Source organism: Rathayibacter sp. AY1D5, from assembly GCF_002932515.1.
Classification (GTDB): Bacteria; Actinomycetota; Actinomycetes; order Actinomycetales; family Microbacteriaceae; genus Rathayibacter.
On sequence record NZ_PSVU01000011.1, the window covers coordinates 15990 to 29338 of the forward strand.

The window sequence follows — 13349 nt, forward strand, 5'->3', positions numbered from 1 at the left end:
AACCCATGCAGACCGCAGACATCCGCAACCGCTGGCTCGACTTCTTCGGGAGCCGCGGCCACACCGTGGTCCCCTCCGCCTCCCTCGTGAGCGAGGACCCGAGCCTCCTCTTCACCGTCGCCGGCATGGTGCCGTTCGTGCCCTACCTCACCGGAGTGGTCCCCGCGCCGTACCCGCGTGCCACCAGCGTGCAGAAGTGCATCCGCACCAACGACATCGAGGAGGTCGGCAAGACGCCTCGTCACGGCACCTTCTTCCAGATGAACGGCAACTTCTCCTTCGGCGACTACTTCAAGGAGGGGGCGATCGGCTACGCCTGGGAGCTGCTCACCGGCGCCGAGAGCGACGGGGGACTGGGCTTCGACGAGAAGGACCTCTGGGTCACCGTCTACAAGGACGACGACGAGGCGATCGCGCTCTGGAAGACGATCGCGGGACTGCCGGACGAGCGCATCCAGCGCCTGGACAAGGACACCAACTACTGGTCGACCGGCCAACCCGGCCCCGCCGGCCCCTGCTCCGAGATCTTCTTCGACCGCGGCCCCGCCTACGGGATCGACGGCGGCCCGGCGACGGACGACGACCGCTACGTGGAGATCTGGAACCTCGTCTTCATGCAGTACCTCCGCGGCGAGGGCACGAGCAAGGTCGACTTCGACATCCTCGGCGAGCTGCCGCGCAAGAACATCGACACCGGCATGGGCCTCGAGCGCGTCGCCTTCCTCAAGCAGGGCGTCGAGAACATGTACGAGATCGACCAGGTCCGTCCGGTCCTCGATCGCGCCGCCGAGCTCTCGGGCCGCCGCTACGGAGCCGTCCACGAGGACGACGTCCGCATGCGCGTCATCGCCGACCACGTGCGCTCCTCGCTGATGCTGCTGTCGGACGGCGTGACGCCGTCGAACGAGGGGCGCGGCTACATCCTCCGCCGCCTGATGCGCCGCACGGTGCGCGCCATGCGCCTGCTCGGAGTGGACACCGCGACGTTCCCCGAGCTCTTCGCCGCCTCGCGCGACGCGATGGCGTCGGCCTACCCCGAGGTGTCCACGGAGTTCGAGCGCCTCTCGACCAGCGCCTACGGCGAGGAGGAGGCGTTCCTGCGCACCCTCGCAGCCGGCACCGAGATCCTCGACCTCGCGGTCCTGAAGACGAAGAAGGCCGAGTCGCCGACGCTGCCGGGCGACACCGCGTTCCTCCTGCACGACACCTTCGGGTTCCCGATCGACCTCACCCTCGAGATCGCCGAGGAGTCGGGTCTGACGGTCGACCGCGAGGCGTTCGATTCCCTCATGACCGCGCAGCGCACGCGTGCGAAGGCCGACGCGAAGTCGAAGAAGTCGGCGCTGGCCGATCTCTCGGTCTACGCCGACTTCCGCGCCCACGGCGAGACGCTGTTCACCGGCTACGACGTGCTCGACACCGAGACGCGCATCCTCGGCCTCATCGTCGGCGGGCACTCCGTCACGAAGGCGGTCGCGGGCGACATCGCCGAGGTGATCCTCGAGGCGACCAGCCTCTACGCGGAGTCGGGCGGCCAGGAGGCCGACGCCGGCCGCATCGTCGGCTCCGGCTTCGATCTCGAGGTCCTCGACGTGCAGAAGCCCGTCAAGGGGCTCATCAGCCACAAGGTCCAGGTCGCCAGCGGCGAGGTCGGAGTGGGCGACGCCGCCACCTCCGTCGTCGACCGCGACTGGCGCCGGGGCGCCACGCAGGCGCACTCGGGCACGCACCTCATCCACGCCGCGCTGCGCCAGGTGCTCGGTCCGCAGGCGCACCAGTCCGGCTCCTACAACAAGGCGGGCTACCTGCGCCTGGACTTCTCGTGGAACCAGGCCCTCTCGCTCGAGACCCGCAGCGAGATCGAGGAGATCGCCAACACGGCGATCCGTGACAACCTCGAGGTCGTCACGCGCGAGCTCCCGATCGACGAGGCGAAGGCGCTCGGCGCGATGGCCCTCTTCGGCGAGAAGTACGGCGACGTCGTCCGCGTGGTCGACATCGGCGGGCCCTGGTCGCGCGAGCTCTGCGCGGGCACCCACGTCGGGCGCTCGTCCGAGGTCGGCGTGATCAGCCTGGTCAGCGAGTCCTCGGTCGGATCGACCAACCGCCGCGTCGAGTCGCTCGTGGGCCGCGAGGCCTTCCAGGAGCTCGCCGCCGAGCGCGCCCTCGTCAGCACGATCTCGTCCTCGCTGAAGACCCCGCGCGAGCAGCTCCCCGAGCGGATCGGCGAGCTCGTCGCGAGCCTCAAGGCCGCCGAGAAGCGGATCGCCGCGTTCGAGGCCAAGGCCCTCGCCGACCGGGTGCCCGCCCTCGCCGCGACCCGTCGCACGGTGGGCGGCACGACCGTCGTCGCCGAGAGCATCGGCACCGCGGGATCGACCGACGAGCTGCGCTCCCTCGTGACCTCCGTCCGCGAGCGGCTCGGCCAGGAGCCGGCCGTCGTCGCGCTCGCCGCCGACGTCTCGGGCAAGCCCGCGGTGATCGTCGCCACCAACCAGGCCGCCCGCGACCAGGGCCGCCGCGCGGGTGCGCTCGCCAAGCGCGCCGCCGGGATCCTCGGTGGCGGCGGAGGCGGCAAGGACGACCTCGCCCAGGGCGGCGGCTCCGACGTCTCCGCCATCGGCGCGGCGCTCGAGGCCGTGGTGCAGGAAGCGACCAGCTGAATGAGCCGGTTCGGCGTCCGGCTCGGCATCGATGTGGGCCGTGCCCGCATCGGGGTCGCCCGCTGCGACGCCGACGGCCTGCTCGCGGTGCCCGTCGAGACGGTCGCGAGGGCGGGCACTGACGGCGGATCCTCGGACGTCTCCCGGATCGCGCACCTCGCCGCCGAGTACGATGCCCAGGCGATCATCGTCGGACTGCCGTTGTCGCTGTCGGGGGCCGAGACGGCCTCGACGGAGGACGCGCGCGGATTCGCTCGACTGCTCGCCGAGGCGGTGCCCACCGCTCCGGTGCGGCTCGTCGACGAGCGGCTGTCGACGGTCACCGCTCAGAGCGCCCTGCACCGCTCCGGACGCACCACCCGCGGCTCCCGAGCCGTGATCGACCAGGTCGCCGCCGTGGTGATCCTGCAGCACGCCATCGATTCCGAGCGCTCGGCCGGCACCCCGGCCGGGGTCCTGCTCGAACCGAACGAAGGACCTCCTCGTGACCGACGTCCCCCCGAGCCGCCGCGACGCCCGCGCCGCCGAGCAGGCGCAGCCGACTCCGCCCGACCCGACTCCGGAGCAGCAGCCCGCGCCGACTGAGGCGCACGATCCTCTGGGCCGCCTCTTCACCGGGCCCGACGTGCCCGAGCCCCGCGGCCGCGACGACGCGGCCGCGTTCGACCCGGACGCGCGCCCGAAGCGTCGCCGCGCGGCTCGCGCGACGGGTGGCGCGAAGAAGCGCCGCAGCCGCCGCGGGCTCATCGGCGGGCTTCTGGCCTTCGGCGTCTTCGCCGCGCTCGTCGCCATCGCCGTGACGATCTTCCTCGAGCCCGTGCGCGGCCTGTTCGCCGAGCCCGAGCCGACCGACTTCACCGGCACCGGCTCGAGCGAGGTGCTGTTCACGATCCACCAGGGCGACGGCGGCAGCGACATCGCCAACAACCTCGTCTCGGACGGGGTCATCAAGTCGTACGACCCCTTCTACGACCTGCTCCTCGCCCAAAGCCCGGAGCCCGTCTTCCAGCCCGGCGCGTACTCGCTCAAGGCCGAGATGAGCGCCAAGGCCGCACTGTCGGCGCTGCTCGACTCCGAGTCGACGCGCCTCGCGAACACCTTCGTCATCCCCGAGGGGACGGCGCTCAAGGAGGCGCTGCCGCTCATCGCGGACGGCACCGGGGTCGCGCTGACGGACCTCGAGGCGGCCGCCGCCGATTGGGGCTCGTTCGGGCTCCCGGCCGGGGCGACGAGCCTCGAGGGGTTCCTGTTCCCCGCGACCTACGACATCGACCCGTCGACGCCGGCGCACGACATCCTGAAGACGCTGGTCGACCGGATGTACCAGTCGCTCGACCAGGCCGGTGTGCCGGTGGACGACCGCTACCGCGTCGTGGTGTTCGCGTCCCTCGTGCAGCGCGAGGCCCGCGTCGCCGAGGACTTCCCGAAGGTCGCGCGCGTGTTCCAGAACCGCCTCGACCAGGGGTGGCGCCTGCAGTCGGACGCGACCGTGGCGTACGGCACCGGCGCGACCGACCGCGTCTCGACCACGGACGCCGAGCGGAACGACGCCGGCAACGTCTACAACACCTACCAGCGCGACGGTCTGCCGCCCGCGCCGATCTCGAACCCGGGCGACGTGGCGATCGACGCGGTCATGCACCCCGCGGACGGCACCTGGATGTACTTCGTCACGGTGAACCTCGAGACGGGCGAGACGGTCTACTCCACCACCGACGCCGAGCACAACGCGGCCGTCGACCAGTGGCGGGCCTGGATGCGGGACCACCCGGAGTACCAGTGACGGCCGCCGGGTACCGCCTCGCGGTCCTCGGCGCGCCGATCGCGCACTCGAAGTCGCCCGCGCTGCACGCGGCCGCGTACCGGGTGCTCGGACTCGACTGGAGCTACCGCGCCGTCGAGACGACGGAGGCGACCCTCTCCGAGGTCGTGTCCGGTGAGCCCTGGCACGGACTGTCGCTGACCATGCCGCTCAAGAACGCGGTGCGCCCGCTGCTGGCGGAGGAGGACGCGGTCGCCCGGGTCACCGGCGCGGTCAACACCGTGCTGGTCGACCGCTCCGGCCCGGCACCCCGCCTCCGCGGGTTCAACACCGACGTCGCGGGCATCGTGCGCGCCCTCGCCGAGGCGGGCGTCGTCTCGGCGGAGCGCGTCCAGGTGCTCGGCGGGGGAGCGACCGCCGCCTCCGCCCTGGCCGCCGCCGCCGAGCTGGGCGCGGCGCGGGTCGACCTCGTCCTGCGGACGGCGTCGAGGGCCGTCGAGCTCGCTCCGCTCGCGGAGTCGCTCGGCGTCCTGATCTCGGTCCGCTCCTTCGCCGACTGGTCCACCGGAGCGCCGCTGGTGATCTCGACGCTCCCCGGCGGGGCGGCTGACGGCCTCGACGTGCCCGACGCGGCGGTCGCGGGCTCGACCCTGTTCGACGTGGCGTACTCCCCGTGGCCGAGCGCTCTCGCCCGGCGCTGGGAGCAGGGCGGCTCCCCGGTCGTCTCCGGGCTCGGGATGCTGCTCCACCAGGCACTCGTGCAGGTGCGGATCTTCGTCGGCGGCGACCCGGCCCTGCCTCTCGATCGTGAGGACGAGGTGCTCGCGGCGATGCGCCGAGCCGTCTCGGCGGGTCCGGCGCACTGACCTCGTGTGCCAGAATCGGAGGATGCTCCGTTGGCTCACGGCCGGGGAATCCCACGGTCCCGAACTCGTCGCCGTCCTCGAAGGACTGCCGGCGGGCGTCCCCGTCTCCCTCGACGACATCCGCGCCGATCTGGCGCGCCGGAAGCTCGGCTACGGCCGCGGAGCCCGGATGAACTTCGAGCAGGACGAGCTGACGATCTCCTCCGGCGTCCGGCACGGAGCGACGATGGGCAGCCCCATCGCCCTGCGCATCGGCAACACGGAGTGGCCGCGCTGGGTCGACGTCATGTCGGCGGAGCCCCGCGACCCCGAGAGCCTGCCCAAGGGCCGCGGCGCCGCGCTCACCCGGCCCCGCCCGGGCCACGCCGACCTCGTCGGGATGCAGAAGTACGGCTTCCCCGAGTCCCGCAACGTGCTCGAGCGCGCCTCCGCCCGCGAGACCGCGGCCCGCGTCGCCCTCGGCGCCGTCGCCCGCCGCTTCCTCGGCGAGCTCGGCGTCTCGCTCGTCAGCCACACCCTCGCCATCGGGCCGGTCCGCGTGCCCGAGGGCTCGCCGCTGCCCGGCCCGGCCGACGTCGCCGCCCTGGACGCGGATCCGCTGCGCTGCCACGACGCCGCGACCAGCGCCCTCATGGTCGCCGAGGTGGACCGCGCCCACGACGACGGCGACACCCTCGGCGGCGTGGTCGAGGTCCTCGCGTACGATCTCCCGCCCGGACTCGGCTCCTACGTGCACTGGGACCGTCGTCTCGACTCCCAGCTCGCGGCGGCCCTGATGGGGATCCAGGCGATCAAGGGCGTCGAGGTCGGCGACGGCTTCCTCACCACCACCCGCCGCGGCTCGGAGGCGCACGACGAGCTCTTCCAGTCCGCCGCCGGCATCTCCCGGTCCAGCGACCGGGCCGGCGGCACCGAGGGCGGGATGAGCACGGGGACCGTGCTGCGGGTCCGCGCCGGCATGAAGCCGATCGCGACCGTGCCGCACGCGCTGCGCACCGTCGACGTCGCCACCGGCGAGGCAGCCGGCGCTCACCACCAGCGCTCCGACGTCTGCGCGGTGCCGGCGTCCGGTGTCGTCGCGGAGGCGATGGTCGCCCTGGTGCTCGCGAACGCCGTGCTCGAGAAGTTCGGCGGCGACAGCGTCACCGAGACCCGCCGCAACCTGCAGGGCTACCTCGCCGCCATCCCCGACGAGCTCCGCACGGCCGCCGCGAGCGACCCGGGTCTCGGGCTCGCCTGATGGCCGCGTCCTCGGCGGCCCGCTGATGGCGGGTCACGATACCGGCGCGGCCCGCGCCCGCCTCGTCCTGATCGGCCCGATGGGCGCCGGCAAGACGACGATCGGCAAGCGGGTCGCGAAGGCGCTGAGCGCCGGGTTCGTCGACTCCGACGCGGAGTTCGTGCGCACCCACGGCCCGATCGCCCCCTACTTCGACGCCCACGGCGAGCCGGCCTTCCGCCGGGAGGAGCGCCGTGTCGTCGAGCGCGCCGTCCGCCGCGACGTGGTGCTGAGCCTCGGCGGGGGAGCGGTGCTCGATCCCGCGACGCGCGCCGACCTCGCGGACGTGCCCGTCGTGCTCCTCACCACCACGGCCGAGGCCGTCCGCGACCGGCTCGGCTCCGGCTCCCGCCCGCTGGTGCGCGGCGGGGTCGGCGACTGGGTCCGCATCTTCGACGAGCGGCGCCCGGTCTACGAGTCCCTCGCGGACACCGTGGTCGACACCTCCCGGCGGCCGATCACCCTGATCGCCGCCGAGATCGCGGAGTGGGTGCGCGCGCAGCGCCCCTCCGCCACCCCTGCACCATCGGACCCGGCGGCCACGAGCCGCCCGAGCGGAAGACAGTCATGAACGACGGCACCACCGCCATCCCCGTCGCCGGAGAGAACGGCTACGACATCCACGTCGGGCGCGGACTCCTCGACGGCCTCGCCGACGCGATCGGCCCCCGGGCCGCGAAGGTGCTCATCGTGCACCCGCCGACCCTCGCGGTCCTCGCCGCCGAGATCCGCGAGAGCCTGCTCGAGCGCTACGAGGTGCTGCTCGCCGAGGTGCCGGACGCCGAGGCCGCGAAGCGCGTGGAGGTGGCGGCCTTCTGCTGGCAGGTGATGGGGCAGTCGGACTTCACCCGCACGGATGCGGTCGTCGGCTTCGGCGGCGGCGCGATCACCGACCTGGCCGGCTTCGTCGCCGCCACCTGGCTCCGCGGGGTCGACCTGGTGCAGGTGCCGACCACCGTGCTCGGGATGGTCGACGCGGCCGTCGGCGGGAAGACCGGCATCAACACGGCCGAGGGCAAGAACCTCGTCGGCGCCTTCCACGCGCCGCGGGCTGTCGTCGCCGACCTCGACGTGCTGTCCAGCCTCCCGCGCAACGAGATCCTGGCCGGCTTCGGCGAGATCGTGAAGTACGGGATGATCGCCGAGCCGCGCATCCTCGACATCATCGAGTCCGACATCGACCTGGCCACGGACCCGACGTCGGAGGAGTTCCGCAGCCTGGTCGAGCTGTCGATCGGGATCAAGGCGCGGGTCGTCGGCGAGGACTTCACCGAGAAGGGCCTGCGCGAGATCCTGAACTACGGGCACACCCTCGGGCACGCGGTCGAGCACGCCGAGCGCTACCAGTGGCGCCACGGCGCGGCCGTCTCCGTCGGGATGATGTTCGCGGCCGAGCTCTCGCGCCTGACCGGATCGCTCAGCGACGCGGTCGTGGACCGCCAGCGCCGGGTCCTCGAGTCGCTGACCCTGCCGACGAGCTACCCGCTCGGACGATGGGAGACGCTCCTCGCCGCGATGCAGCGCGACAAGAAGACCCGCGCGGGCATGCTCCGCTTCGTGGTCCTCGACGACATCGCCCGCCCGAGCATCCTGCAGGGGCCGGAGACGTCGCTGCTGTTCGCGGCGTACCAGGAGATCGGATCGTAGGTCCGGCTCGGCTGAGCCCGGGCGGCGCCGTCAGCCTCCGCCCAGGGCGGCCCTCCGCGCCTGGGCGTACTCGGCCTCGGTGATCGTGCCCGCCGCTCGCAGCGCCTCCAGCTCGGCGAGCCGGTCCGCCAGCGGGCGGGCGGAGCCGGGACCCGCGCGCGCGAAGCGGGCCGTGACGTCGGTCCGCAGGGTCAGCGGATCCACTCCGAGCGAGCGCGCCCGGCGCACGTCCACGACGATCAGCACCACGACGAGCACGATCACGACGGCGATGACGATCGGCACGGCGATGAACGCGATCGAGTACCAGGGCGGCACGACGGTGTCGGCGGGAACGGCGTCTCTGTGCTCCTCCTCGGGGTCGGTCCTCCACCGTCTCGCGCTCCCGCGGACCGGTGGGGCGATTCGCACGCGGCGTCCAGACTCCTCTGCCGACGGGGCCGCGTCGACTACACTCGACGGGTCAGCCGGACCGGCCGATATCGCCGCGCCCGCGTACCGGGCTCGCCGGCGCAGACTTCCACCGAAACGGATCCCCCTTCGCATGGCCTCTACCACCGACATCAAGAACGGCACCGTCCTCAGCATCGACGGCCAGCTCTGGAACGTCATCGACTTCCAGCACGTCAAGCCGGGCAAGGGCGGCGCCTTCGTCCGCACCAAGATGAAGAACGTCCTCACGGGCAAGGTCGTCGACAAGACCTTCAACGCGGGCGCCAAGATCGACACGGCCAACGTCGACCGCCGCGACTTCCAGTACCTCTACCGCGACGGCGCGGACTTCGTGTTCATGGACACCAGCGACTACGACCAGATCACCGTCCCCGAGGCGGTCGTCGGCGACGCGGCGAACTTCATGCTCGAGAACCAGAACGTGACCCTCGCCCTGCACGACGGCGACCCGCTCTACATCGACCTCCCCGCCTCGGTCGTCCTCGAGATCACCTACACGGAGCCGGGCCTCCAGGGCGACCGCTCGACCGGCGGCACCAAGCCCGCGACGGTCGAGACCGGCTACCAGATCCAGGTCCCGCTCTTCCTCGAGCAGGGCACGAAGGTCAAGGTCGACACCCGCACGGGCGACTACCTCGGCCGCGTCAGCTGAGCCGGGCCTCCCGTGAGTGCTCGCACGAAGGCGCGCAAGCGCGCCCTCGACATCCTCTACAACGCCGACGTCCGGCAGATCAGCTTCGCCCAGTCGCTGCGCGCCGAGGCCGAGCGAGCGGCGAACGAGCCGGCCCGTGAGGCCTCGTGGCTCTACGCCCGCGAGATCGTCGACGGGGTCATCGACCACGCCGACGAGATCGACGAGCTGATCGCCCGGCTCGCCCAGGGCTGGACCCTCTCGCGCATGCCGCTGGTCGACCGCGCGATCCTCCGGATCGGGGTGTGGGAGATCCTGCACAACGACGCGGTGCCCGACGGCGTCGCCATCTCGGAGGCCGTCGAGGCCGCCACGTCGCTGTCGACCGACGACTCGGCGGGCTTCATCAACGGGCTCCTCGCCTCCGTCGCGGAGTCCCGCACGACGGCCTGACCCGCCTCGGAGACCTGCTCGGCCCGCCGGATCCCCGTGATCGGGCGGGCCGAGGTCGTTCCCGGGCTGCCCGTCCGGCGGGCCGCGCGACGGCCCCTATACTCGACACGGCTTTTCCTTTAACAGCCGTCCTGTGAGGCGGGGAAGGAGGTCGGTGTGACGGCACGAATCGTGCTCAACGGCGCTGACATCACGCGAGCGCTCACGCGCATCGCCCACGAGATCCTCGAGTCGAACCGCGGCCCCGAGTCGCTGGTCGTCCTCGGCATCCCGACGCGCGGCGTCGCCCTCGCGAGGCGCATCGCCGAGACGATCGCGCGGATCGAGCCGGACGGTCCCCCCGTCTTCGCCGGCTCCCTCGACGTGACCATGTACCGCGACGACCTCTCCCGGCACCCGGTCCGCACCCCCGCGCGCACCGCCGTCCCCGCGAGCATCGACGGCCGGACCGTGGTCCTCGTCGACGACGTCCTCTTCTCGGGCCGCACCATCCGCGCCGCCCTGGACGCCCTCAGCGACATCGGCCGTCCGCGGGCCGTGCGGCTGGCCGCGCTGGTCGACCGCGGGCACCGCGAGCTCCCGATCCGGGCGGACTTCGTCGGCAAGAACCTGCCGAGCAGCCTGAGTGAGCGGATCAACGTCCGGCTCGTCGAGACGGACGGTGAGGACGTGGTCGCGATCGAGTCGCAGGCCGCCGGCGAGGAGACGGCTCCGTGAAGCACCTGCTCTCGACCCGGGACCTCGACCGCGCGAGCGCGATCGCACTCCTCGACATCGCCGAGGACATGGCGGACGTGCAGAACCGCGAGGTCAAGAAGCTGCCGACCCTGCGCGGGAAGACCGTGGTCAATCTCTTCTTCGAGGACTCCACCCGCACGCGGATCTCGTTCGAGGCGGCGGCGAAGCGGCTCTCGGCCGACGTCATCAACTTCAGCGCGAAGGGCTCCAGCGTCTCCAAGGGCGAGAGCCTGAAGGACACCGCGCAGACGCTCGCCGCGATGGGCGCCGACGGCGTGGTCATCCGCCACAGCGCCTCCGGAGCCCCCGCGGTTCTGGCGGCGAGCGGCTGGATCGACGCGTCGATCCTCAACGCCGGTGACGGGACCCACGAGCACCCGACCCAGGCGCTCCTGGACGCGTTCACCATCCGCCGGCGCCTGCACGGCGCCTCCGCGTCCCGCGGCAAGAGCCTCGACGGCGTCGCGGTCACGATCGTGGGCGACGTCCTGCACTCGCGGGTGGCGCGCTCGAACGTCTGGCTGCTGACGGCGCTGGGCGCCGAGGTGACCCTGGTCGCACCGCCGACCCTCGTGCCGGTCGACACGCGCGACTGGCCCGCGACCATCCGCTTCGATCTGGACGAGGCGATCGACACCGGGCTCCCCGACGTCGTGATGCTCCTGCGCATCCAGCTCGAGCGGATGTCGAGCGGGTTCTTCCCCAACGGCCGGGAGTACGCGCGGATCTGGGGCCTCGACGACGAGCGGCTCGCCCGGCTGGGTCCCGATACCATCGTCATGCACCCCGGACCCATGAACAGGGGCGTCGAGATCTCCTCGGCGGCCGCCGATTCGAGCCGCTCCACGGTGCTTGAACAGGTCACGAACGGAGTGTCCGTCCGGATGGCCGCGCTCTACCTGCTGCTGTCCGGCGAACGGGAGGTCCACTGATGAGCACTGCCCAGCCGCTTCAGAGCACGGCGCCGGAGCGGATCCTGATCTCGGGGGCGACGCTCGCCGACGAGTCGACCGCCGACCTGCTGATCGACGGGGGCGTGATCGTCGAGATCGGCGCCGACCTCGACTCTCGCGGGGCCCGCGTGATCGACGCCGACGGCCTGCTGGCGCTGCCCGGCCTGGTCGACCTGCACACCCACCTGCGCGAGCCGGGGTTCGAGCAGAGCGAGACGATCCTCACCGGGACGCGAGCTGCGGCCGCCGGAGGCTTCACCGCCGTCTTCGCGATGGCGAACACCTCGCCGGTGCAGGACACCGCGGGCGTGGTCGAGCAGGTGCAGAGCCTGGGCGAGGACGCCGGCTACGCGACGGTCCGCCCGATCGGCGCGGTGACCGTGGGTCTGGCGGGGGAGTCGCTCGCCGAGCTCGGCGCGATGGCCCGCAGCCGCGCGGCCGTGCGGGTCTTCTCGGACGACGGGAAGTGCGTCTCGGACGCGCTGCTGATGCGCCGCGCTCTCGAGTACGTCAAGGCGTTCGACGGAGTCGTCGCCCAGCACGCGCAGGAGCCGCGGCTCACCGTGAGCGCACAGATGAACGAGGGCGCCGTCTCCAGCGCCCTCGGCCTGCAGGGCTGGCCCGCCGTGGCCGAGGAGGCGATCATCGCCCGCGACGTGCTCCTCGCCGAGCACGTGGGCTCCCGCCTCCACGTCTGCCACGTCTCGACCGCGGGCTCGGTCGACGTCATCCGCTGGGCGAAGGCCCGGGGGATCGACGTGACCGCCGAGGTCACCCCCCACCACCTGCTCCTCACCGAGCAGGCCGTCGCCGGCCAGGACGGGCCGAGCTACGACGCCCGCTTCAAGGTGAACCCGCCGCTGCGCCGCGACGAGGACGTGCTCGCCCTCCGCGAGGCCCTCGCCGACGGCACCATCGACATCGTCGCCACCGACCACGCGCCGCACCCGGTCGAGGCGAAGGACTGCGAGTGGGACGCCGCGGCGTTCGGCATGGTCGGCCTCGAGAGCGCGCTGAGCGTGGTGCACGCCGCCGTCGTCGAGGACGGGCGGATGAGCTGGTCCGACGTCGCGCGCGTGCTCTCCTCCGCCCCCGCCCGCGTCGGCCGGCTCGACGGCTACGACCGCGGCCTCGCCGTCGGGGCCGCCGCGAACGTCGTGCTCTACGACCCGGAGGCGCGACGCCGCTTCTCCGTCGAGGACCTGCGCGGCCGCAGCGGCAACTCCCCGTACCTCGGTCGCGAGCTGCCGGGCCGCGTCGTCGCCACCCTCCACCGGGGCTTCCCGACCGTGCTGGACGGCGAGCTCGTCGACGCGGCGGTCGTCGCCGCCTCCGCGAAGGCCTCCCGTGGATAGGGCCGCGATCACGATCGTCATCGCCGCGGTCGTCGTCCTCGTCTTCGTCGGCATGCTGCTCTCCTGGCGCGCGCGGCGCCGCCGCTCGGCCGCCCTCGCGCCGGAGCCCGTGCCCGCGTCCTCGCTGGGCGCCGAGGTCGAGCGCGTCGACCTCCCGTACGTGGCCACGACCCGCTTCGAGCAGCCGCTCGAGCGCGTCGTGCTGCCGGGGCTCGGCTTCCGCGGCAACGCTGTGCTGCGCCTCCACGAGCGCGGCGTCGTGATCGCCCCCGTCGGCGAGCGCGAGACGGTGATCCCGGCCTCCCTCCTGCGCGGAGCGGGCCAGGGCAGCTACGTGATCGACCGCGTCGTCGAGGAGGGCGGCCTGCTCGTGATCTCCTGGTCGCCCCGCGGCGACGAGACCGTCGACAGCTACCTCCGCGTGGCCGAGCCCGCCCTCCGGGCGCACCTGGTCGCCGAGCTGCAGCGCCTCGCCGGCCCCCGTTCCTCCCCCTCCCACCCCGGAGCCGCCGACGGCGGTCCCGACACGACCCAGAAGGGCTCCTAGTC

13 protein-coding genes and 1 pseudogene are annotated in these 13349 nt (G+C 72.7%); 13 read left to right on the top strand and 1 reads right to left on the bottom strand.

Going from position 1 to position 13349, the window contains the following annotated elements; genetic code table 11:
• The first annotated feature begins 5 nt into the window (after window positions 1-5).
• The 7 genes and pseudogenes from alaS (at window position 6) to aroB (ending at window position 8217) form a co-directional block, all read left to right on the top strand.
• Entirely contained in the window at window positions 6-2663 is a 2658-nt protein-coding gene (gene alaS / locus C5C82_RS05025; protein WP_104296193.1) for an alanine--tRNA ligase, read from the top strand.
• Window positions 2664-3137: pseudogene (gene ruvX / locus C5C82_RS05030) on the top strand (Holliday junction resolvase RuvX); the annotation flags it as partial.
• Between the two features lie 10 nt (window positions 3138-3147).
• Window positions 3148-4446, top strand: coding sequence for an endolytic transglycosylase MltG (gene mltG, locus C5C82_RS05035; RefSeq protein WP_181134400.1), 1299 nt, complete (start codon window positions 3148-3150; stop codon window positions 4444-4446).
• On the top strand, window positions 4443-5291 hold the full coding sequence (locus C5C82_RS05040) for a shikimate dehydrogenase (protein WP_258065952.1): 849 nt from the start codon (window positions 4443-4445) through the stop codon (window positions 5289-5291). Before mltG ends, C5C82_RS05040 begins: the two co-directional genes overlap by 4 nt.
• A gap of 22 nt (window positions 5292-5313) precedes the next feature.
• Window positions 5314-6531, top strand: a complete 1218-nt coding sequence (gene aroC / locus C5C82_RS05045) for a chorismate synthase (protein WP_104251091.1) — start codon at window positions 5314-5316, stop codon at window positions 6529-6531.
• Window positions 6532-6556: 25 nt separating this feature from the next.
• Window positions 6557-7141, top strand: a complete 585-nt coding sequence (locus C5C82_RS05050) for a shikimate kinase (RefSeq protein WP_104225325.1) — start codon at window positions 6557-6559, stop codon at window positions 7139-7141.
• Window positions 7138-8217, top strand: a complete 1080-nt coding sequence (gene aroB, locus C5C82_RS05055) for a 3-dehydroquinate synthase (protein ID WP_104354706.1) — start codon at window positions 7138-7140, stop codon at window positions 8215-8217. The genes C5C82_RS05050 and aroB overlap by 4 nt, the downstream gene beginning before the upstream one ends.
• A gap of 30 nt (window positions 8218-8247) precedes the next feature.
• Here aroB and C5C82_RS05060 read toward each other — a convergent pair whose 3' ends face one another.
• On the bottom strand, window positions 8248-8535 hold the full coding sequence (locus C5C82_RS05060; protein WP_104354707.1) for an SHOCT domain-containing protein: 288 nt from the start codon (window positions 8533-8535) through the stop codon (window positions 8248-8250).
• 226 nt (window positions 8536-8761) lie between these two features.
• On the opposite strand from C5C82_RS05060, the gene efp reads away from it, so the two are divergent.
• The 6 genes from efp to C5C82_RS05090 all read left to right on the top strand — a co-directional run bounded on the left by efp (window position 8762) and on the right by C5C82_RS05090 (window position 13347).
• Window positions 8762-9322: an elongation factor P gene (gene efp / locus C5C82_RS05065; protein ID WP_068210208.1), complete on the top strand. Its 561-nt coding sequence runs from the start codon at window positions 8762-8764 to the stop codon at window positions 9320-9322.
• Between the two features lie 12 nt (window positions 9323-9334).
• Window positions 9335-9754, top strand: coding sequence for a transcription antitermination factor NusB (nusB, locus tag C5C82_RS05070; protein WP_104224751.1), 420 nt, complete (start codon window positions 9335-9337; stop codon window positions 9752-9754).
• 156 nt (window positions 9755-9910) lie between these two features.
• Window positions 9911-10471, top strand: coding sequence for a bifunctional pyr operon transcriptional regulator/uracil phosphoribosyltransferase PyrR (pyrR, locus tag C5C82_RS05075; RefSeq protein ID WP_104354708.1), 561 nt, complete (start codon window positions 9911-9913; stop codon window positions 10469-10471).
• Complete coding sequence (locus C5C82_RS05080; protein ID WP_104224749.1) at window positions 10468-11424, top strand: aspartate carbamoyltransferase catalytic subunit; 957 nt, start codon at window positions 10468-10470, stop codon at window positions 11422-11424. Before pyrR ends, C5C82_RS05080 begins: the two co-directional genes overlap by 4 nt.
• The gene (locus C5C82_RS05085; RefSeq protein ID WP_104354709.1) at window positions 11424-12800 is read left to right on the top strand and encodes a dihydroorotase; all 1377 of its coding nucleotides are present in this window, start codon (window positions 11424-11426) and stop codon (window positions 12798-12800) included. The genes C5C82_RS05080 and C5C82_RS05085 overlap by 1 nt, the downstream gene beginning before the upstream one ends.
• On the top strand, window positions 12793-13347 hold the full coding sequence (locus C5C82_RS05090; RefSeq protein ID WP_104255383.1) for a hypothetical protein: 555 nt from the start codon (window positions 12793-12795) through the stop codon (window positions 13345-13347). Before C5C82_RS05085 ends, C5C82_RS05090 begins: the two co-directional genes overlap by 8 nt.
• Window positions 13348-13349: the final 2 nt, after the last annotated feature.

Coding starts and splice junctions, on each gene's coding strand:
- alaS (WP_104296193.1), top strand. CDS start 6: ATGCAGACCGCAGACATCCGCAACCGCTGGCTCGACTTCTTCGGGAGC.
- aroB (WP_104354706.1), top strand. CDS start 7,138: ATGAACGACGGCACCACCGCCATCCCCGTCGCCGGAGAGAACGGCTAC.
- C5C82_RS05085 (WP_104354709.1), top strand. CDS start 11,424: ATGAGCACTGCCCAGCCGCTTCAGAGCACGGCGCCGGAGCGGATCCTG.
- aroC (WP_104251091.1), top strand. CDS start 5,314: ATGCTCCGTTGGCTCACGGCCGGGGAATCCCACGGTCCCGAACTCGTC.
- efp (WP_068210208.1), top strand. CDS start 8,762: ATGGCCTCTACCACCGACATCAAGAACGGCACCGTCCTCAGCATCGAC.
- C5C82_RS05050 (WP_104225325.1), top strand. CDS start 6,557: ATGGCGGGTCACGATACCGGCGCGGCCCGCGCCCGCCTCGTCCTGATC.